Below are 19,785 nucleotides of genomic sequence, written 5' to 3'. Positions count from 1 at the left end.
TCACGCGGAGGCCCGTCCCGGCAACCAGGTGCCGACGAAGTAGCCAACGCCGAAGGGCGCGCCGCGGTACAGCTCGCTGACCCGCGCTCCCGGGCCCGCCAGCCCGGCGAGTACCTGGTAGGCCACGCGGCCCAGCACGCCGTCCAGCCCGGCCAGCACTGCGACATCGCCGGCAGCCAGCGCGTCATCCCAATGTTTTTGCACTGCAACAGAATCAGGATCAAACCCGCCGGGCGCCGCAGGGGTGAGGGTATGTGCACCGTCGGCTACCACCAGCACGCCGACCGGCGCGGAAGATGCGTCGAGTTCAGCGCGCAGCGCGCGGCCGCAAGCCACCGCCGCATCGGAGCCGAGTTCCTCGTCGAACACCCGGACCTGCGCCGCCGCGGCAGGGTTGACCTGCCCGCGCAACCAGCCGGTGATCAAGGCGCACAGCGGCAGCTGCCGAGGCGGGCCGGATGCGGCGGGCGACAGCGACACCTGGACATCGGCGCCGTATCCGGCAAAGGTCCCGACCGAATCCGCGGGCACTTCACCGTCCAGTGGCCCACCCGCGACCGCAACCCAGTGCGCCGGCAGGGCCTGCGCGGCGCGCCTCGCGGCGCAGGTCAACCCGGCCGATTCCGCCGCAGCACCGGAGGCCAGTTCGGGCACCATGACAGGGGCCGACGGGACGATTGCAATGGCGCTGAGCACGGGTCAACGCTAACGAGTACCGCGAACGCGTGCGCATCCACCGCGCCGACCTGCTTGAATAGCTAGCGAGCAATCACCAAGGCGCCGCGTCGCGCGGCAGGAGCGTGGATGGATCCACGCACAGGGCACGAGGAGCACCATATGACAACCAGCGAATCCGGCGGAACCCCGAAACCGACTCCTCGGCCCGGCCCGCCTCGCCCCGGACCCCGCCCTGGCCCGGGCCCGGCCGCGAGTCACCCTCCCGCCGCAACCGCACCTCCGGCTTGCGACCCGCATCCGTTCGGGCGGGTGGACGCCGATGGCACGGTGTGGCTGATCACCGCCGCCGGGGAACGCAATATCGGCTCCTGGCAGGCCGGTGACGCCGAGTCCGCATACGCGCACTTCGGCCGCCGCTATGACGACCTGAACACCGAGGTGGCGCTGCTGGAGCATCGGTTGACCTCAGGCAGCGGCGATGCCCGCAAGATCAAGTCGGCGGCCGCGGTACTGCTCGAATCCATGCCCACCGCGGCCGTCCTGGGTGACGTCGACGCGCTCACCGCGCGCCTGGCTGTCGTCGTCGACCACGCCGACAGCACGGCGCAGGAGGAACGCGCCAAGCGCGACGAGCACCGCGCAGAGCAGACCACCCGCAAGGAGGCACTGGCCGCCGAAGCCGAGGAGATCGGCGCCAACTCCACCCAATGGAAGGCCAGCGGTGACCGGCTGCGCGCCATCCTCGACGAGTGGCGGACCATCACCGGACTGGATCGCAAGGTCGACGACGCACTGTGGAAGCGGTACTCGGCGGCCCGCGAGGCCTTCAACCGGCGGCGCGGCTCGCATTTCGCCGAGCTGGACCGGGAACGGGTCGGCGTGAAGCAGGCCAAGGAAACGCTGTGCGAAAAAGCCGAGGCGTTGTCCGGTTCGACCGACTGGGGCGCCACCGCAGCGACGTTCCGCGATCTGTTGACGCAGTGGAAGGCCGCCGGCCGGGCTGCCAAAGACGTCGACGACGCGTTGTGGAAGCGGTTCAAGGCGGCCCAGGACACGTTCTTCGGTGCCCGCAATGCGGTCAATGCCGAGAAGGACGCAGAATTCAACGCCAACGCCGACGCCAAGCAGCAGCTGCTGCTTGAAGCCGAGAAGATCGATGTCAGCGATGTCGATGGCGCGCGGGCGGCGTTCCGGGCGATCGGTGACAAGTGGGATGCCATTGGCAAAGCGTCACGCGATCGCACCGCCGAGTTGGAACGCCGGCTACGGGCGGTCGAGAAGAAGATCCGTGATGCCGCCCAGACCGGTTGGACCGACCCTGAGGCGCAGGCCCGGGCCGACCAGTTCCGCGAGCGCGCCGAGCAGTTCGAACGTCAGGCGCAGAAGGCCGAAGCGGCCGGCAAGACCAACGATGCCGAGCAGGCGCGGGCCAGTGCGGCGCAGTGGCGTGAATGGGCCGACGCTGCGGCAGCAGCAATCAAGAAGTAGTCGCGGCAGCAGCAATCAAGAAGTAGGTCAGTCGGCGTCCGGGCCGTCGAGCAACCCGCGCTTCTGTTGTTCGGCGGCCGACTGCCGGCGCTGCGCCTCGGCGGCCAACTGCACGGCGGTTCGCGACCACACCACGCGGGCCCAGTGGAACGTCAGCACGATCACCGCGATCCATGCCAGGTACAGGCCGAAGCCCGGCCCCGGGTAGGGATGCACGACGGTGTTGCGCGACCAGATGGCGAGCATTCCGATGAAGCAGGACACTGCTGAGCCGGCCAGCGCGATCAAGGCCATGCCCCAGCGCCGCGTCAGCAGTGCTGCCATCGAGAAGCCGACGCTGAACACCAGGATCAACCAGACGAACACCCGCGACGGGATCAGAATCTTGGCGGCCAGCGCCGCGTGATCGCCCAGCAGCACGTCAAGACCTTTGACGTCTCCGGTGTGTGGCAGCACGAACGACAGCAGGATCACGAACACGCAGATGGCGACCACCAGGGCGCGGGCGCCGGGGGCAATTTCCCGGGCGATGCGCCGCTCGGCGGCGTCGATATCACCCTTGAACTGGTCGAATTCGGCATCTGAGCCGGCCCCGGAGCCATTGCCGCGGGGTTTGGAGTCATTCATCGTGCACATCCCTGCTCTACGGGCGTGACGGGCGGCAGGCCGATCTTCGGCATGCCCAGCCCCACACCGGTGACTGGTTTGCGGCCTGCGGCGTGCGCGTCGCCGGCCCGGGTACGGCGGTGCTCGGCGATGGGCGCGTCGGCGACCAAATGGTGCGGCGCGGCGCCGGTGACGGTGGTGACGACGATGTCGCCGGGCCGGATGTCAGACGTTCCCGGCGTGAAGTGCACCAGGCGGCTGTCTCGGGCCCGCCCGGACATCCGGGCGGTCTCGGTGTCTTTGCGGCCCTCGCCGGTGGCCACCAGCAGCTCGACCTCTCGGCCGATCTGAGCCAGGTTTTCCTCCCAGGAAATCCGTTCCTGCAACTCGATCAAACGCTGATAGCGCTGTGAGACAACCTCTTTGGGCAACTGGTTGGGTAGCTCGGCGGCCGGGGTGCCTGGCCGCTTGGAGTACTGGAAGGTGAACGCGCTGGTGAAGCGCACACGTTCGACGACATCCAGGGTGGCCTGGAAATCCTCTTCGGTTTCGCCCGGGAAGCCGACGATGATGTCGGTGGTGATGGCGGCGTGCGGAATGGCGGCGCGCACCTTGCCGATGATGCCGAGGTATTTCTCGGCGCGGTACGACCGGCGCATCGCCTTGAGGATGCGGTCCGAGCCGGACTGCAGCGGCATGTGCAGGGTCGGGCAGATGTTGGGGGTGTCGGCCATCGCCTCGATGACGTCGTCGGTGAACTCAGCCGGATGCGGCGAGGTGAATCGGACGCGTTCCAGACCGTCGATGGTGCCGCAGGCGCGCAGCAGCTTGGCGAAAGCGCCGCGATCACGTTCGGTATCGGACGGTGTCATCGGCGACTCGCGCAAGCGCTCGTCGGCAACAAACGAGACGCCGTAAGCGTTGACGTTCTGGCCGAGCAGGGTGATCTCCAGGACGCCCTGGTCGACCAGAGACTGGATTTCGGCCAGGATGTCGCCGGGCCGTCGGTCCACCTCTTTGCCACGCAGCGATGGCACGATGCAGAAGGTGCAGGTGTTGTTGCAGCCCACCGAGATGGAAACCCAAGCGGCGTAGGCGGATTCCCGCGTCGCCGGCAGCGCCGACGGGAATTCCTGCAGCGCCTCGACGATTTCGACCTGAGCTTCGCGGTTGTGCCGGGCACGTTCCAACAGCACCGGCAGCGAACCGATGTTGTGGGTGCCGAACACCACGTCCACCCACGGCGCTTTGCTCAGCATCGCGTCGCGGTCCTTCTGCGCCAGACAGCCGCCGACCGCGATCTGCATGTCCGGGTCGGCCTGTTTGCGGGGTGCCAGGTGGCTGATGTTGCCGTACAACTTGTTATCGGCGTTTTCACGCACGGCGCAGGTGTTGAACACCACCACGTCGGCGTCTTCATTTTCTGAGGCCCGGCGGTACCCGGCTTCTTCCAACAGGCCGGAGAGTCGTTCGGAGTCGTGCACATTCATCTGGCACCCGTAGGTGCGGACCTGATAAGTACGCCCAGCCCCCGACCCGGCGACCTGGGTCGCTGTCGAAGTCACGTGCCAATGGTACGGGCGCGGCGGTGCATACCAAATTTCGCAACCTAATTCCCGGTTTCCGGCACAGACCCGCGCTCTGGCTGTCGCCTGGGTAAGGTCTGTGCGCATGGTCACCGGCGAGCCGTCACCTGCCAAACCGATGATCTCGATCAAGGGGGTCAACAAGCATTTTGGTGCGCTGCACGTCCTGAAGGACATCAATCTCGACATCCCTCGCGGCCAGGTGGTTGTGCTGCTGGGACCGTCGGGTTCGGGCAAGTCGACGTTGTGCCGCACCATCAATCGGCTGGAAACCGTCGATTCAGGGTCCATCAGCATCGACGGGGAACCGCTGCCCGCCGAGGGCCGCAAGCTGGCCGAGTTGCGCTCCGAAGTCGGCATGGTGTTTCAGTCGTTCAACCTGTTCGCGCACAAGACGATCCTGGAGAACGTCACGCTGGCGCCCATGAAGGTCCGCAAGAAGAGCAAGGAGCAGGCCCGCGCTCGGGCCATGGAGCTGCTCGAGCGGGTCGGGGTGGACAGCCAGGCCGACAAGTACCCGGCGCAGTTGTCCGGTGGCCAGCAGCAGCGGGTGGCCATCGCCCGGTCCCTGGCCATGGACCCCAAGGTGATGTTGTTCGACGAGCCGACCAGTGCCCTTGACCCCGAGATGGTCAACGAGGTGCTGTCGGTGATGACGTCGCTGGCGGCCGAGGGCATGACCATGATGGTGGTGACGCATGAGATGGGCTTCGCCCGTCGGGCGTCGAACCGGGTGGTGTTCATGTCCGATGGAGCGATCGTCGAGGACGCCGCACCCGATGAGTTCTTCGCCAATCCGAAGTCGAGCCGGGCCCGGGATTTTCTGGGCAAGATTCTGGATCACTGACCGTGGAACGGGCAATTGAACGTCTGACCATGCGTCGGGTATGGCGGCGGATTGCTGCAGTTGCGGTGCTGATCGTGGTCCTCGCCGCTCTCTCCGCGTGCGGTAGCAGCGACAAGAAGATCACCATCGGTACCAAGTTCGACCAGCCGGGACTGGCGATGAAGAAGCCGGACGGGACGTTGGCCGGCTTCGACGTCGATGTCGCGACTTATGTTGCCGGACAACTGGGTTACAAGCCTTCGGACATCGAGTGGAAGGAAGCGCCGTCGGGCCAGCGGGAGAATCTGATCCAGAACGGCCAGGTCGACTACATCGTGGCGACCTACTCGATCACCGATTCGCGCAAGCAGAAGGTGGCATTCGGCGGGCCGTACCTGGTGACCGGTCAGAGCCTGCTGGTGCGGTCCGACAACACCGAGATCACCGGTGTCGAGTCGCTGCAGAACCATAAAAAGTTGTGCTCGGTGGCGGGATCGACTCCGGCACAGCGGATCAAGGACAAATACCCCGGTGTCCAGTTGCAGCAGTACGACACCTACTCGGCGTGCCTGGAGGCGGTGAAGACAGGCGCCATCGATGCGCTGTCCACCGACGAGGTGATCCTGGCCGGCTACGCCGCCCAGACTCCCGGTGCCTTCAAACTGGTGGGCAAGCCGTTCTCGGTGGAGAAGTACGGCATCGGCCTGAGTAAGACCAACCACGAACTGCGCCAGCAGGTCAACGACGCGCTGGTGAAGATGCAGGAGACCGGGGCGTGGAAGGCCGCGTTCGACCGCAACCTGGGCCCGGCCGGCCTGAGCGCGCCGCCTCCCCCGCCGCTGGACACCTCGACCGGCCCTGGTGTCGTCGAGCGGGTCCACCTGGTGGGTACCTACGGCAGCAAGATCCTGGCTGCGTTCTGGACCACCATCGAGCTGACGGTGCTCGCCGCGGTGGGTGCACTGGTGCTGGGCACCATTTTGGCCGCCATGCGGTTGTCGCCGGTGCCGATCCTGAACTGGTTGGGCTCGGCATACGTCAACGTGGTCCGCAACACCCCGCTGACATTGATCATCCTGTTCTGCTCGTTCGGCATCGGAAACACCCTTCGAATCACCCTGGTGGACCCGGCGTCGCCAACAGCCGTGGTGGACAGCAATTTTCGACTCGCGGCACTCGGGTTGACGATGTACACCGCAACCTTCGTATGCGAAACGCTGCGCTCGGGCGTCAACACTGTGCCGCTGGGCCAGGCTGAGGCCGCCCGCTCCCTGGGATTGACGTTCGGTCAGAACCTGCGGATCATCTTGCTGCCGCAGGCTTTTCGTGCGGTGATCAATCCGCTGGGTTCGGTGCTGATCGCATTGGTGAAGAACACGACCATCGCCTCCGCGATCGGCGTCGCCGAGGCAGCGCTGTTGATGAAGGAAATGATCGAGAACACCGCGGCGCTACTCGCGGTGGGTTCGATTTTCGCTGCGGGTTTTGTGGTCCTGACATTGCCGCTGGGGTTGTTGTTCGGGTGGTTGGGTAGGCGATACGCGGTGGTGCGGTGATGAGCGCTTGCGCGAAGAACGCGAAGACACCGATGAGCGCTTGCGCGAAGACACCGATGAGCGCTTGCGCGGAGACACCGATGAGCGCTTGTGCGAAGAACAGAGGACGCTGATGGCTGAATCTTCCGTCCTCTACGACGCCCCCGGACCCCGCGCGGCAATGCGCAACCGACTGTTCGCATACATCATCGTCGCGCTGATCATCGCGATGGGCGCCTGGGTGCTGTCGCAGTTCGCCTCGAAAGACCAACTGGCCGCAGCGAAATGGCGTCCGTTCTTGACGGCGGACCTGTGGAAGACCTACGTGCTGCCCGGTGCGGTGGGCACGCTCACGGCGGCGGCAGTTTCCATCGTGCTGGCCTTGGTGCTGGGTATGGCGCTGGGCATGGGCCGACTTTCCGAGAGTCGGCCGGTGCGCTGGATCAGTTCGGTGCTCGTCGAGTTCCTCCGGGCCGTGCCGGTGCTGATCATGATGTTGTTCGCGTACTTTCTGTTCGCGCTCTACGGCGTCTTTCCGTCCAAACAGCTTGCGCTAGCTGGTGTCATCACCGGGTTGACGCTGTACAACAGCGCGGTGATCGCCGAGATCGTGCGCGCTGGTGTACACGCGCTGCCCCGTGGGCAGCGCGAAGCAGCTTCAGCGCTGGGGCTCAGGCCTGGCCAGACGCTCCGGCTCATCCTGCTCCCCCAAGCCGTCACCTCGATGTTGCCGGTGCTGGTGTCTCAGATGGTGGTGGTGCTCAAGGACACCGCGATCGGTTATCAGATCACTTTCGTCGAGATGGTCCGTGAAGGCACGAACATCGGCTCGGCGTACGGCAATTACATTCCCGCGCTGGTGGTGATCGCGGTGCTGATGATCAGCGTGAACTTCGGGCTTTCCGCATTCGCCACCTGGCTGGAGGCACGGCTGCGGCGGTCCCGCCGGGCGCCGGAACCGTTAGAAGTCCAGGTGGAGGTCCGGGAGGGGGCTCCGGGCGCCTAGCGCGGCGGGATCGCTCTTTTCTGACAGCTCCCGTCCCGAGCCGTCAACATGCCTTGACATGGTCAACCAAGGTTGATGGCCGCAAATCGCAGGTGCCACCAGACACGCCACCACGCCCATCCGAGCCCGACGGTGAATTGCGCGCCGGAACATCGTGTCCTGGTCAGTGGTTCGCTTCACCGCTCCGATTCGTTCCGGAGGCGTGATGAACGTCGAGGTTGGCCGCCGCCGTTCGCCTCAGGGCCCGGCGCACAGTTTGTGGCCACCAGCAGTAAGCAGGCCCTCAACGCGGTGCAGCAGTTCGCCGACAACGCGCTGCACACGCCACCGGCAATGAAGCTCGCCGCCCTACCAACGAAAACCACTGCACTCCAACAACATTCCGTCGTAACGCCGCCGCACGACACAACCGTGACGCACCCCACCAGCGGATTCACGAACGCCGTAACCCACCACGACGATCACCCTCACCCCGTCAGTGGAGTTCACGTCAATCAGTCAAGCCATGACAAGGGCACACACCGGCACTAAACCGCGCGGCGCTGACGCTCCAGTCCGAGCTCGGTACTGACCACATCGAAGGCCATGGACTGGTTGTAGCCACGGCGGGCCAACATGCCGACCAGCCGTCGGGTCACCTTCACCTCGTCCGCCGCGTCGCCGAGCCGTTCCCGGCGCAGCTTGTCACGGACCAGTTGCTCGGCCCGCTGCCGCTCAGCGCCCGAGTCGATATCGGCCAGCGCGGTGTTGATGACCTCGTCCTCAACACCCTTCTTGCGCAACTCGGCGACCAACGCCCGTTTTCCCTTGCCGGCGTTGACATGTCGGGACTGCATCCACTGTTCAGCGAAGTCCTCGTCGTCGATCAGCCCGACCTTGGCCAGCCGATCGAGCACCCGGGTACTGACGTCCTCGCAGTAGCCGCGCTTCTCCAGCTGGCCCGCCAACTCGGCCCGGGTGCGGGCCCGCACGGTGAGCAGGCGAAGACACACGGCCTTCGCCTGCTCATCGCGTTGCGGAGCCTCTGAGACAGACCCAGTAGCCGGCTCAGGAGCCAGCCCAGCCTCAGAAGTCAACCGGCGCCGGGAGGACGTCATTGCTCGCGGTGCTTGCGTTACTTGCGCTATCAGTCACGACAGCACCGATACCGAGCTTTTCCTTGATCTTCTTCTCGATCTCGTTGGCGACGTCGATGTTCTGCAACAGGTAGTTGCGGGCGTTCTCCTTGCCCTGGCCCAGCTGCTCACCCTCGTAGGTGAACCAGGACCCGGACTTACGGATGAAGCCGTGCTCGACGCCCATGTCGATGAGCGAGCCCTCTTTCGAAATGCCGCGGCCGTAGAGGATGTCGAATTCGGCCTGCTTGAACGGCGGTGCCATCTTGTTCTTGACGATCTTGACCCGGGTGCGGTTACCGACCGCGTCGGTGCCGTCCTTGAGTGTCTCGATCCGGCGAACATCCAGACGTACCGAGGCGTAGAACTTCAAAGCCTTACCGCCCGTGGTGGTTTCGGGGGAACCGAACATCACACCGATCTTTTCGCGGAGCTGGTTGATGAAGATGGCGGTGGTGCCCGAATTGTTCAGCGCTCCGGTCATCTTGCGCAGCGCCTGGCTCATCAGGCGGGCCTGCAGACCGACATGGCTGTCACCCATCTCGCCCTCGATCTCGGCGCGCGGCACCAACGCAGCCACCGAGTCGATGACCAGAATGTCGATGGCACCCGAGCGCACCAGCATGTCGGCGATCTCCAGGGCCTGCTCACCGGTGTCGGGCTGGGACACCAGCAGGGCGTCTGTGTCGACCCCGAGCTTCTTGGCGTACTCGGGATCCAACGCGTGCTCGGCGTCGATGAACGCCGCGATGCCACCGGCAGCCTGGGCGTTGGCCACTGCGTGCAGGGCCACGGTGGTCTTACCCGAGGATTCCGGGCCGTAGACCTCGACGACGCGGCCGCGCGGCAGACCACCGATACCGAGCGCCACGTCCAGCGCGATGGATCCGGTCGGGATGATCGAAATCGGTTGGCGCGACTCCTCTCCGAGCCGCATCACCGAGCCCTTGCCGAAGCTCTTGTCAATCTGCGCGAGAGCGAGCTCGAGTGCCTTCTCGCGATCCGGGGCCTGTGGCGCCATGGTGATCTCCGTCCTCGTTGATGTTCATTGATCGGGTTTCCGATCGGTTGGCCGTGACGCTAGACGGGGCCACCGACAAGTTCCGCGGTCGAACTGAAGATCAGACTAACGAACAAGTGTTCGAATGCAAGTAGACACGCCGATGGCGCGTCACCACTGATCGCGCGGGACGTCGAAGTCCGCGCACAGTGCCCGCCACACATCGCGGGGCTCGACGCCGGCCTCAATCGCCTCCGCGGCGGTGCGTCCACCCAGGGCCGCCAGCACATGGTCGACCACCAGCGAGGAACCGCGCGCAGCACCGAACTGGTCCTCGACCAGCAGGGAGAATTCGGTCAGTCGCACCGCACCAACCTACCCAGCCCCGACACCCAGCGCCGCACGGCACACAGCCACCGGGTCAGCGACGTCAGCCGCACTCAAACCGGCCCGTCCGGCAGCCTCCCGGTATGCCGGCCCAGCCAGCACCTGGCCCACGGCCGCAACCAACGATTCCTCGGTCAGCGGCCGCACCACCTCGGCGCTGCCTTGGCGCACAACACGATTGGCGATCTCCCACTGGTCTCCCCCACCGGGCACCAACACCATCGGCACCCCGGCGAGCAACGTCTTGGACACAATGCCGTGCCCGCTGCCACAGATCATCAGATCGGCGCACTTGAGCAGCTCATCCTGCCGGCCCAATCCGACCGCGGCCCACGTCGGCACCTCGCCGTCAGCGCCGCGCAACCGCGAGACCACCACCCGAGCTCCCGACGGCAACGTCCGCCCCGGGATCAGCGCCTGCAGGGCCAGGTCATCCAGTCCCTGCATGCCGGTCGTCGCCGTCGAGGGCGCGACCACCACCACCGGCCCTTCACCAGGCGGCACCTCCAGCACCGCCGCGGTCGGCTCGAAATGCAACGGCCCGACCACCACGGCCTCGTCGGGCCAGTCCGGGCGCGGCACCTCCAGCGCGGGAAGGGTGGCGATCAACCGTCGCAGCGGCCCAGGATCTGTTGCAGGCAGTCCGATTTCGACCCGCGCCGCCGACCGCTGAAGGTCTCCCTGCCGAACTGATCGGGCAGTCAGAAATCGCATCACCGAATCACGCAGCCGGCCCCGGAACCCGACGCCCGGCGCCAGCCCGCTGCCCAGCGGCGGCAACCCCTTCGACGGCAGATACAGCGGATGCGGCGCCAACTCGACCCATGGCAGGCCCAGCAGTTCGGCGGCCATGCCGCCGCACACCGTGATCACGTCGGAAACCACCAGGTCAGGCGAAAGTTCGCGCAGCACCGGCACGTTCAGGATCGCCATGCGAGCGGCGCGCTGATGGATCTTGGCGCCCGAGTCGGTGTCGTCGTCACCTTCTTCGGGATCGAGGCCGAGCAATTCCCGTGCGTCGACGCCCGCTGCCCGCGCGGTATCCAGCCACTGCCGTCCGGTGAACAGCACCGCCTCGTCACCAGCGGCCACGAATCGCAGGCACAGCGCAATGGCCGGGAAGGCATGACCGGGATCAGGACCGGCGACCATTGCGACACGCATCGGGTCACCCTGCCACACCGACACCGGAACCTGTCCGGCAGGAGCGTTAGGGTGGCTCTATGACGCAGAGCACACCCGCGCAGAACAGCCCGGACGCACCGTCCAACGCGCAGATCGTCGAGTCATTCCTATATGCGCTGCAGGCCGTGGACCTAGACACCGCCGGCAGCCTGCTCGACGACAATCTGGTGTATCAGAACGTCGGGTTCCCCACCGTCCGCGGCCGCGCCCGGACCATGAAGCTGTTCCGTTCCATGGAGGGCCGCGGTGGGTTCGAGGTGAAGTTCCACCGGGTCGCCGCCGACGGGTCTGCGGTGCTGACCGAGCGGACCGACGCCATCGTCATCGGGCCGCTGCGGCTGCAGTTCTGGGTGTGCGGGGTGTTCGAGGTGCATGGCGGCAAGATCACGCTGTGGCGGGACTACTTCGACATGTTCGACATGCTGAAGGCCACCGTGCGTGGGCTGATCGGAGTAGTCATCCCGGCACTTCGTCCTGCGCTCTAACGCGCGAGTAAAATCGGGAGCTGTGGCCAATCCGAATCGTCCAAAGCCCAACCCTTGGCAATACCTCAAGTACAGCTATGGCGGTCAGCTGCCCGAAACCATGCGTGATTGGGTCGCCGAGGACCTGACGGGCAAGGGCGCCACCATGCGGGTGGTCATCCGGATGTTCATCCCGGCATTCCTGTTGCTGCTGCCGTTCTGGTTCACCCCAGGTACGACGTACATCCATTTCAGCGAGACGGTGCCGATCCTGATTCCGTTCTTGTTCTTCTCCCACGCGTTGAACAAGATCTGGCGTCGGCACATGCTGCGCACCAATGGCATCGACCCCGGCCTGCTGGACCAGAAAGAACGCCAGAAGAACGCGCACATCCACGACGCCTACATCGCCAAATACGGACCTCGCGATTCGTCGACGCCGGGCACGCACGACATCTGAGCAAGGACGGCGCTAAAAGCCGCGCCCTTCAAGAGCCGGACCTCTCAAGCCGAACGAATCCGACCCAACTCGTCGAAGGCCTGCGCCCAGCCGGCCAGCCGGTCGGTGGCCGCGACCAGTTCGTCGCGGTAGTACTGCTCCGATGTCGATGACACGGCGGCCCCGGAACGCGACACCGGGCCGCCGTTCACCGCTGACACCAATTGTGCTGCGGCTGTGGCGATTTCACCGTACTGCCGCACGCCCGCATCCAGTTTGGCGGATAGCGATTGGATGGTCGGCACCAGATGCGCCCGAGACTGCGGCACCGACCGCGCCGCAAGTTCCATGGACACCACTTCGCTGGCGGTGGCCGACAGCGCCATTGCCGTGCGATTGGCGGCGGCGGTGACCTCGACTATCTCGTCGGCGGGCAGCATCTGCCCCCGTTGAATCACGCTCAGCAGCGAGAACAGACCACGCTCGGCCGCGACAAGGCTGGCCATGGATTGGCGCGCACCCGATCCGCGGGGCGGCAACCGCAGTACCGCGCGTTGGGGCGGTAGGGGTTCGGCCCGCAGCCAGCGGTAGCGCAGGAAGAACAACGTCGCCGGGAACGCGACCACGCCGGCGATCACACCCGTGATGATCAACACCCAGAACGGGGTGCTCCACACCGCGAGCAGGGCCGTCAGGCCGACCCAGAATGCGGTTGCCGCGGTGAACAACAGACCCAGCCGGAACGCCCACCGTCGCTTGCGCAGCAGCTTGGCCCGTGGATCGGCGGCCGCTCCCAGCTTCTGGGCCAGCAGGTCGGACAGTTCGGCCGCGGTGTCGATGCCGCGCTGCAGGACCGCCTGCCAGCCCCGGGGTGCCCCGGGGCCGACCGACTGCGAGTTGGTCACCATGATCACCGACTGCCTACTGGGACAACGGATTTTCCGGCGCCGCCGGGTTGGCCGCCGGGGCTGCTGGGTTGACAGCCGGCGCGGCCGGGGCACCGCCGGAAGGCAGCGCGTCGCCGCGCATCGAGGCGCGAATCTGCTCCAGGCGCGAATGCCCGGCCATCTCCACGCTGGCCTGCTGCACCTCCATCATCCGGCCCTGCACAGAGTTCTGCGCCAGCTCGGCCGCGCCCATCGCGTTGGCGTAACGGCGCTCGATCTTGTCGCGCACCTCGTCGAGATTCGGGGTGTTGCCGGGGGCGGCGATCTCGCTCATGGACCGCAACGAGTTGCTGACCTGCTCCTGCATCTTGGCCTGCTCCAGCTGGCTGAGCAGCTTGGTGCGCTCGGCGATCTTCTGCTGCAGCACCATGGCGTTCTGCTCGACGGCCTTCTTGGCCTGCGCGGCGGCCTGCAGCGACTGGTCGTGCAGCGACTTGAGGTCCTCGACACTTTGCTCGGAAGTCACCAACTGCGCCGCGAACGCCTCGGCGGCGTTGTTGTACTCGGTGGCCTTGGCGGCGTCACCGGCGGCGGTGGCTTGATCGGCCAGGGTCAGGGCTTGACGCACATTGGCCTGCAGCTTCTCGATGTCCGCGAGCTGGCGGTTCAGCCGCATCTCGAGTTGACGCTGGTTGCCGATCACCGATGCAGCCTGTTGGGTCAGGGCCTGGTGCTGACGTTGGGCTTCCTCGATCGCCTGCTGGATCTGCACCTTGGGGTCGGCATACTCATCCACCTTGGAGCTGAACAGCGCCATGATGTACTTCCACGCCTTGACAAACGGGTTGGCCATGATTTCGGTCCGCCTTCGTGTCGTTCGGTGATACAGGGTTGGTTCTCGGGCAGCTGACCACGCGGTGCCAGCGTGTCTACAGCCAACCTATCGGTTGCGCAGAGTCCGCCACAGCCCCGCCACGGTATTCAGAACGTGAATCCCGGTGCTCGTCGAACGTCAGGCGACGGCCATCACCAACGGCTGAGGAATGACCACCTTGGTGCTCACATCGATGTTGGCCGCGCCACGCGGAAGTTCGTTGGTACGCATCTGCTCGGCAGCATCAGTCAGGATCTGCGACAGCGGTACGTCCAGGGCACCGCAGATGGCCCCGAGCAGCTCACTGGACGGCTCTTTGCGGCCGCGTTCCACTTCGGACAAATACCCCAGGCTGACCCGGGCACCGTCGGACACCTCGCGCAGCGTGCGGCCCTGACCAGTACGCTCCCGGCGCAACACGTCACCGATCACTTCGCGCAGCAATGTCGTCATTACGCGTTCCCTTCGCCGTGTCTGCATCAAGCTTTGTTGCACCAACGCCCAGAGTTCCCGCTTGGTTCCCGGGAATGGTCCGATCTGGTTAATTCCGGGTGAACTCAACGACGCCGCAGCGCCGATACCGCGTAGTCGATGCCGGTGACGACGGTGAGGACCACAGCGGTCCACATGAACGCCCAGGCACAGATGAGCCAGGGCGAGGGCATGGCATGCAGCGGCAGGATGAACAGACCGATGGCCACTGCCTGCACCAACGTCTTGAGCTTGCCGCCACGACTGGCCGGGATGACGCCGCTGCGAATCACTGCGAGCCGCAACAATGTGACGGCAATCTCACGAATCAGGATCAGCACGGTCACCCACCAGGGCAGATCCCCCAGCATGGACAGCCCGATCAGCGCGGACCCGATGAGCGCTTTGTCCGCGATCGGATCGGCCAGCTTCCCGAATTCGGTGACCATGTCATAGCTGCGGGCGATCTCGCCGTCGAACCGGTCGGTGATGACGGCAACCGCGAATACCACGAAAGCGGTTATCCGCCATCGGAATTCATGGCCATCGCCGGCAAACAGCGCCGCCAGGAACACCGGCACCAGCACAATACGAAGGCCGGTCAGGAGGTTGGCGATGTTCGCCACTCCGGCGCGCGAAGCGCGCGGATCGGTGTCTGACTGCCCCGGCACGGCACCAGAATATCCGGTTAGCTGCGCAATGATCCGCAGCCGATACCCTCACACCTGTGATCGCCGCGCCAAAACCCGACACCGCAGGGCTGGTGGTTCGCCGTGCCCGGACCTCGGATGTACCGGCAATCAAGGCGCTGGTGGACGTCTACGCCGGAAAAATTCTGCTGGAAAAGAACCTGGTGACGCTGTACGAGGCCATGCAGGAATTCTGGGTCGCCGAACTCGACAACGAGATCGTCGGCTGCGGAGCGCTGCACGTGATGTGGGCCGATCTGGGTGAGGTTCGCACCGTCGCGGCGCACCCCAAAGTCCGCGGCAAGGGTGTCGGTCACGCGATCGTCGCTCGACTGCTGGAGGTCGCACGTGAACTGCAGTTGGAGCGGGTGTTCGTGCTGACCTTCGAGATCGACTTCTTTCGGCGGCACGGATTCGTCGAGATCGAGGGCACTCCGGTGACCGCCGACGTGTACGAGGAGATGTGCCGCTCGTATGACACCGGTGTGGCCGAGTTCCTGGACCTGTCGTTCGTGAAGCCCAATACCTTGGGCAACACCCGGATGCTGGTGACGTTGTAGGGCACAGGTTCGCCGCGAATGCTCCATCCCCCGAGCATTCGCGGCGAACCTTTCGAACAATGACTAGAAGGCCGGCTCCTCGGCCGAGGCGCCTGTGGCATCAGACCCGCCCTGGATCAGCATCAGGGTTCCGGCGAGCTCATCGGGCTTGACCAGCACCTCGCGCGCCTTGGACCCCTCGGACGGTCCGACGATGCCGCGGGTCTCCATGAGGTCCATCAGCCGGCCGGCTTTGGCGAACCCGACGCGCAGCTTGCGTTGCAGCATCGAAGTCGAACCGAACTGCGAGGACACCACCAGCTCGACGGCCTGCAGCAGGACGTCCATGTCGTCGCCGATGTCGCTGTCGATCTCACGCTTTTCGACAGTCTTGACGGTGACGCCGTCGACGAACTCCGGCTGCGCCTGCGCCTTGGTGAAGTCGACGACTGCCTGGATCTCTTCGTCACTAACGAAGGCACCCTGCACACGGATCGGCTTGGGCGCCTCCGACGGCTGGAACAGCCCGTCGCCCTTACCGGTGAGCTTCTCGGCGCCGATCTGGTCGAGGATGACGCGAGAGTTGGTCGCGTTGGTCACGCCGAAGGCCATGCGGGCGGGCACGTTGGCCTTGATCAGACCGGTGACCACTGACACCACCGGCTGCTGGGTGGCGATCACCAGGTGGATGCCCGCAGCCCGGGCCAACTGGGTGATGCGCACGATGGCGTCTTCGACGTCCCGCGGCGCGGTCATCATCAGGTCGGCGAGCTCGTCGATGACGCACAGGATGTATGGGTACGGCTTGTACACCCGCTCGCTGCCCAGCGGCGCGGTGATCTCTCCCGAGCGCACCTTTTTGTTGAAGTCGTCGATCTTGCGGACACCGCTGGCGCTCATGTCCTGGTAGCGCTGGTCCATCTCCTCGACCAGCCAGGCCAGTGCCGCCGCAGCCTTCTTCACATCGGTGATGACCGGCGTGATCAAGTGCGGAATCCCTTGGTACGGCGGGAATTCCACCTTCTTCGGGTCCACGAGGATCATCCGGACCTCATCGGGCGTGGCCCGCTGCAGAATCGACACCAGCATCGAGTTGATGAAGCTGGACTTACCCGAGCCGGTCTGGCCGGCGACCAAAAGGTGGGGCATCTTGGCCAGGTTGTAGCTGACGAAGTGACCTTCGACGTCCTTGCCGATACCGAACACCATCGGGTGGTGGTCCTTGCGCGTGGACGGCGCGCTGAGCACGTCCTTGAGCCGGACCATCTCGCGGTCGCTGTTGGGCACCTCGATACCGACCGCGGACTTGCCTGGGATCGGGGCAAGCAACCGGATGTTCTCGTTGGCGACGGCGTAGGCCAGGTTGCGCTGCAACTGGGTGAACCGCTCGACCCGCACGCCGGGCCCGAGTTCGATCTCATACCGCGTGACGGTCGGTCCGCGCTGGAAGCCGGTGACGTTGGCATCGACCTTGAACTGCTCGAGCACCTCGGAGATCGCCGCCACGATGCGGTCGTTGTCGCGGCCCACTCGCTGCGGCGGGTCGCCCTCGGCCAGCAGGTCCAGTGGAGGCAGGGTGTAGTCGCCGTCGATGACGCGGTCCAGCGTCAGGCCCTCATCTTTGGACTTTGGCGCCGGTGCCACGTTGGCAGCGGCGGTTTTCTTGCGGCGCGACGGCCGGGCCGCCGGCTCGGGCACCGTCGGCGCCTCATCGGCAGGCGGGTCCGCCTGCTCTTCGAGCGGGTAATTGTCCATCGGCGTCCGGCCCAGCGGTCGGGTCATGGCCGTGGTCGTCTGGTTGGGCCAATCGGCCGGCTCGTCGCCGAAAGACTGGTCGTCGTAGTAGCCGTCGGAGAAGTCGTCGGCGTAATCGTCGGCCTCGAACTCGCCGTCGTAGTCCTCGTGCTCCTCATGTCCGCCGAAGTGCCCGGCCGCCAGGTAGCGCAGGTCCTCGGACAGTTCGCGGATGGTGGTACCCGTCGCCAGCAGCAGTCCGAACAACACGCCCATCACCAGCAACGGCGTGGCGATCCACACGGTCAGGCCGTCGGACAACGGGCCACCGATCGCGTAACCGATGAAGCCCGCGGCCCCGCGGCGGTCACCGGCCTCAGCTGGGGCGCCGGCCCACAGATGCCACAACCCCAGCGTCGGCAGCGCGATCATCGCGGCACCCAGGATCAGGCGCGGCCGCGCGTCGGGGTTGGGGTGGGTCCGCATCAGCGTGACGGCCAGCGCCAACAACAGCACCGGCAGCACAAGGACGGCTGATCCGATGACGGTGCGCAGGCCGTAGTCGAGCCATGCGCCGACCGGACGGGCCGCGTCGAACCAGCAGCTGGCAGCGATCAGGAAGGCGAAGCCGAGCAGCGCGAGCGCAATGCCGTCGCGGCGGTGTCCCGGTTCGATGTCGTGGGCGCGGCCCACGCTGCGGGCGGTCGTGCCGGCACCCTTGGCGAGCATCAGCCAGCCGGCCCGGGCTCCGCGGCCGACTGCGGCACCTGCGGTGGCAACCGGAGAAGGCGCTGGTTTGCGCGCGGGTGACCTGGGGGCCGGCGGGCGGGCCGAACGACCAGCACCTGACCTCGATGAACGCGCCCCCGACCCGGCCGCGCCACGATTCGCCGACCCGGCCTTGGCACGGGCTGCAGAACTCGTTGCGGTCTTACTCGCCATGGGGGCAAGCCTAATCGCAATAACCTCACAAGCACCATCTGCCACACAGGCAACACATGCGTCTGACCAGGTAGAACGGCTGGCCGTGGCCTAATTGTTACGTCACCCGCGCCAAATGCGCAGGTGTGGCTGCGGCTAGTGTGGACACCTGTCCGGTCGATTTCCGGCCGGTATCGCTAAAGACTCAATGAGGAGTACCGCATGCCCGTCGTCGTTGTCGCCACGATGAAAGCCAAGCCCGAGTCCGTGGACCTGGTCCGCAATGCCTGCACCGACGCCATCGAGGCGGTGCACAGCGAGCCGGGTTGTCAGCTCTATTCACTGCATGAGGCCGATGGCACATTCGTCTTCGTCGAGCAGTGGGCCGACGCCGACGCGCTCAAGACCCACAGCACCGCACCGGCCATCGGCAAGCTGTTCGGCACTGTCGGAGAGCACCTCGACGGCGCACCCGACATCAAGATGCTCGCCCCGGTTGTTGCCGGCGACCCGGCCAAGGGTCAGCTGCGCGCATGACGAGCGAGCTGTCCGGGAAGGTCGCGTTCATCACCGGAGCCGCCCGCGGTCAGGGCCGCGCCCATGCGGCGAAGCTCTCATCGATGGGCGCCGACATCATCGCGGTGGACCTGTGCAAGGACATCGCCTCGGTCCCCTATCCCCTCGCCACCGCCGACGATCTGGCCGCCACGGTCAAGCTGGTCGAGGAGAACGGGAGCCGGATCGTCGCGCTGCAAGCCGATGTCCGGGACCGCGACGCTCTGAAGGCAGCACTGAGCGCGGGTGTCGAGAAGCTCGGCGGGCGACTGGACATCGTGGTGGCCAACGCCGGCATCGCCCCGATGGCCGGTGAGGATGCCTGGCAGGACGTCATCGACGTCAACCTCACCGGGGTGTATCACACCCTCGACGTGGCAATGCGCCCCATGATCAAGGCCGGCAACGGCGGATCGATCGTGCTGACCAGTTCGGTGGCGGGCCTGGTGGGCCTGGCCGCCCCGCAGGCCGGGTCCATCGGTTACGCGGCTGCCAAGCACGGCATCGTCGGGCTCATGCGTGTTTACGCGAATCTGCTTGCCTCGCAAAACATCCGGGTAAACTCAGTGCATCCGGCCGGGGTGAACACACCGATGATCGACAACGAGTTCACCCGCAAATGGCTGACCCAGTTGACCGACGAGACCAAGGCCGGCCCCGATATGTCCAACGCACTACCGGTCCAGACCCTGGACCCGGAGGACGTTGCCAACGCGGTGGCCTGGCTGGTGTCTGATGCGGGCCGGTACGTCACCGGGGTGACGCTGCCGTTGGACGCGGGATATGTGAACAAGAGGTAG

21 protein-coding genes and 1 pseudogene are annotated in these 19,785 nt (G+C 65.8%); 10 read left to right on the top strand and 12 right to left on the bottom strand.

Features of this window, described 5'->3' with window-relative positions; genetic code table 11:
- Entirely contained in the window at positions 1-696 is a 696-nt protein-coding gene (locus M2432_RS21430) for a hypothetical protein (RefSeq protein ID WP_280828851.1), read from the bottom strand.
- 141 nt (positions 697-837) lie between these two features.
- On the opposite strand from M2432_RS21430, the gene M2432_RS21425 reads away from it, so the two are divergent.
- A complete protein-coding gene (locus tag M2432_RS21425; protein ID WP_280828850.1) occupies positions 838-2,166 on the top strand; it encodes a DUF349 domain-containing protein in 1,329 nt (442 codons plus the stop codon).
- 27 nt (positions 2,167-2,193) lie between these two features.
- Here M2432_RS21425 and M2432_RS21420 read toward each other — a convergent pair whose 3' ends face one another.
- Both M2432_RS21420 and miaB read right to left on the bottom strand, forming a co-directional pair.
- Complete coding sequence (locus tag M2432_RS21420; protein WP_280828849.1) at positions 2,194-2,793, bottom strand: hypothetical protein; 600 nt, start codon at positions 2,791-2,793, stop codon at positions 2,194-2,196.
- Entirely contained in the window at positions 2,790-4,337 is a 1,548-nt protein-coding gene (gene miaB, locus M2432_RS21415) for a tRNA (N6-isopentenyl adenosine(37)-C2)-methylthiotransferase MiaB (protein ID WP_280828848.1), read from the bottom strand. The genes M2432_RS21420 and miaB overlap by 4 nt, the downstream gene beginning before the upstream one ends.
- A 139-nt stretch (positions 4,338-4,476) precedes the next feature.
- On the opposite strand from miaB, the gene M2432_RS21410 reads away from it, so the two are divergent.
- The 4 genes and pseudogenes from M2432_RS21410 (at position 4,477) to M2432_RS21395 (ending at position 7,725) form a co-directional block, all read left to right on the top strand.
- A complete protein-coding gene (locus M2432_RS21410; protein WP_280828950.1) occupies positions 4,477-5,205 on the top strand; it encodes an amino acid ABC transporter ATP-binding protein in 729 nt (242 codons plus the stop codon).
- 29 nt (positions 5,206-5,234) lie between these two features.
- Positions 5,235-6,029, top strand: a pseudogene (locus tag M2432_RS21405) (glutamate ABC transporter substrate-binding protein); the annotation flags it as partial.
- 36 nt (positions 6,030-6,065) lie between these two features.
- Positions 6,066-6,740 (top strand): amino acid ABC transporter permease, encoded by a 675-nt coding sequence (locus M2432_RS21400; protein WP_280828949.1) that lies wholly within the window; start codon positions 6,066-6,068, stop codon positions 6,738-6,740.
- Positions 6,741-6,852: 112 nt separating this feature from the next.
- Positions 6,853-7,725 (top strand): amino acid ABC transporter permease, encoded by an 873-nt coding sequence (locus tag M2432_RS21395; protein ID WP_280828847.1) that lies wholly within the window; start codon positions 6,853-6,855, stop codon positions 7,723-7,725.
- Positions 7,726-8,252: 527 nt separating this feature from the next.
- Here the strand turns inward: M2432_RS21395 and recX are convergent.
- The 4 genes from recX to M2432_RS21375 form a co-directional block, all read right to left on the bottom strand.
- Positions 8,253-8,822: a recombination regulator RecX gene (gene recX / locus M2432_RS21390; RefSeq protein WP_280828846.1), complete on the bottom strand. Its 570-nt coding sequence runs from the start codon at positions 8,820-8,822 to the stop codon at positions 8,253-8,255.
- Positions 8,791-9,861, bottom strand: a complete 1,071-nt coding sequence (recA, locus tag M2432_RS21385; RefSeq protein ID WP_280828845.1) for a recombinase RecA — start codon at positions 9,859-9,861, stop codon at positions 8,791-8,793. Before recA ends, recX begins: the two co-directional genes overlap by 32 nt.
- A gap of 150 nt (positions 9,862-10,011) precedes the next feature.
- Positions 10,012-10,206 (bottom strand): DUF3046 domain-containing protein, encoded by a 195-nt coding sequence (locus tag M2432_RS21380; RefSeq protein WP_280828844.1) that lies wholly within the window; start codon positions 10,204-10,206, stop codon positions 10,012-10,014.
- Between the two features lie 9 nt (positions 10,207-10,215).
- A complete protein-coding gene (locus tag M2432_RS21375) occupies positions 10,216-11,391 on the bottom strand; it encodes a nucleotide disphospho-sugar-binding domain-containing protein (protein ID WP_280828843.1) in 1,176 nt (391 codons plus the stop codon).
- Positions 11,392-11,450: 59 nt separating this feature from the next.
- On the opposite strand from M2432_RS21375, the gene M2432_RS21370 reads away from it, so the two are divergent.
- On the top strand, positions 11,451-11,897 hold the full coding sequence (locus M2432_RS21370; protein WP_280828842.1) for a limonene-1,2-epoxide hydrolase family protein: 447 nt from the start codon (positions 11,451-11,453) through the stop codon (positions 11,895-11,897).
- A gap of 22 nt (positions 11,898-11,919) precedes the next feature.
- Positions 11,920-12,336, top strand: coding sequence for a DUF5313 domain-containing protein (locus tag M2432_RS21365; RefSeq protein WP_280828841.1), 417 nt, complete (start codon positions 11,920-11,922; stop codon positions 12,334-12,336).
- 44 nt (positions 12,337-12,380) lie between these two features.
- Here the strand turns inward: M2432_RS21365 and M2432_RS21360 are convergent, their stop codons facing one another.
- The 4 genes from M2432_RS21360 to pgsA all read right to left on the bottom strand — a co-directional run bounded on the left by M2432_RS21360 (position 12,381) and on the right by pgsA (position 15,218).
- The gene (locus M2432_RS21360; protein WP_280828840.1) at positions 12,381-13,223 is read right to left on the bottom strand and encodes a hypothetical protein; all 843 of its coding nucleotides are present in this window, start codon (positions 13,221-13,223) and stop codon (positions 12,381-12,383) included.
- 13 nt (positions 13,224-13,236) lie between these two features.
- On the bottom strand, positions 13,237-14,055 hold the full coding sequence (gene pspA / locus M2432_RS21355) for a phage shock protein PspA (protein WP_280828839.1): 819 nt from the start codon (positions 14,053-14,055) through the stop codon (positions 13,237-13,239).
- A gap of 159 nt (positions 14,056-14,214) precedes the next feature.
- Positions 14,215-14,529: a transcriptional regulator ClgR gene (clgR, locus tag M2432_RS21350; RefSeq protein ID WP_280828838.1), complete on the bottom strand. Its 315-nt coding sequence runs from the start codon at positions 14,527-14,529 to the stop codon at positions 14,215-14,217.
- A 104-nt stretch (positions 14,530-14,633) separates the two neighbouring features.
- The gene (gene pgsA / locus M2432_RS21345; protein WP_280828837.1) at positions 14,634-15,218 is read right to left on the bottom strand and encodes a CDP-diacylglycerol--glycerol-3-phosphate 3-phosphatidyltransferase; all 585 of its coding nucleotides are present in this window, start codon (positions 15,216-15,218) and stop codon (positions 14,634-14,636) included.
- A gap of 89 nt (positions 15,219-15,307) precedes the next feature.
- On the opposite strand from pgsA, the gene M2432_RS21340 reads away from it, so the two are divergent.
- Complete coding sequence (locus M2432_RS21340; RefSeq protein ID WP_280828948.1) at positions 15,308-15,796, top strand: amino-acid N-acetyltransferase; 489 nt, start codon at positions 15,308-15,310, stop codon at positions 15,794-15,796.
- 63 nt (positions 15,797-15,859) lie between these two features.
- On the opposite strand, the gene M2432_RS21335 is transcribed toward M2432_RS21340, so the two are convergent.
- On the bottom strand, positions 15,860-18,451 hold the full coding sequence (locus tag M2432_RS21335) for a DNA translocase FtsK (RefSeq protein ID WP_280828836.1): 2,592 nt from the start codon (positions 18,449-18,451) through the stop codon (positions 15,860-15,862).
- 201 nt (positions 18,452-18,652) lie between these two features.
- Between M2432_RS21335 and M2432_RS21330 the strand changes: the two genes are divergently transcribed.
- Both M2432_RS21330 and M2432_RS21325 read left to right on the top strand, forming a co-directional pair.
- Entirely contained in the window at positions 18,653-18,967 is a 315-nt protein-coding gene (locus M2432_RS21330; RefSeq protein ID WP_280828835.1) for a putative quinol monooxygenase, read from the top strand.
- Positions 18,964-19,785 carry a mycofactocin-coupled SDR family oxidoreductase gene (locus M2432_RS21325; protein ID WP_280828834.1) on the top strand — a complete coding sequence of 274 codons (822 nt, stop codon included), beginning with the start codon at positions 18,964-18,966 and terminating at the stop codon, positions 19,783-19,785. Before M2432_RS21330 ends, M2432_RS21325 begins: the two co-directional genes overlap by 4 nt.

Source organism: Mycobacterium sp. OTB74, assembly GCF_029892685.1.
Classification (GTDB): Bacteria; Actinomycetota; Actinomycetes; order Mycobacteriales; family Mycobacteriaceae; genus Mycobacterium.
Note: the sequence above shows the minus strand (reverse complement) of the source record. Positions and strands in the feature narration are given on the sequence as shown.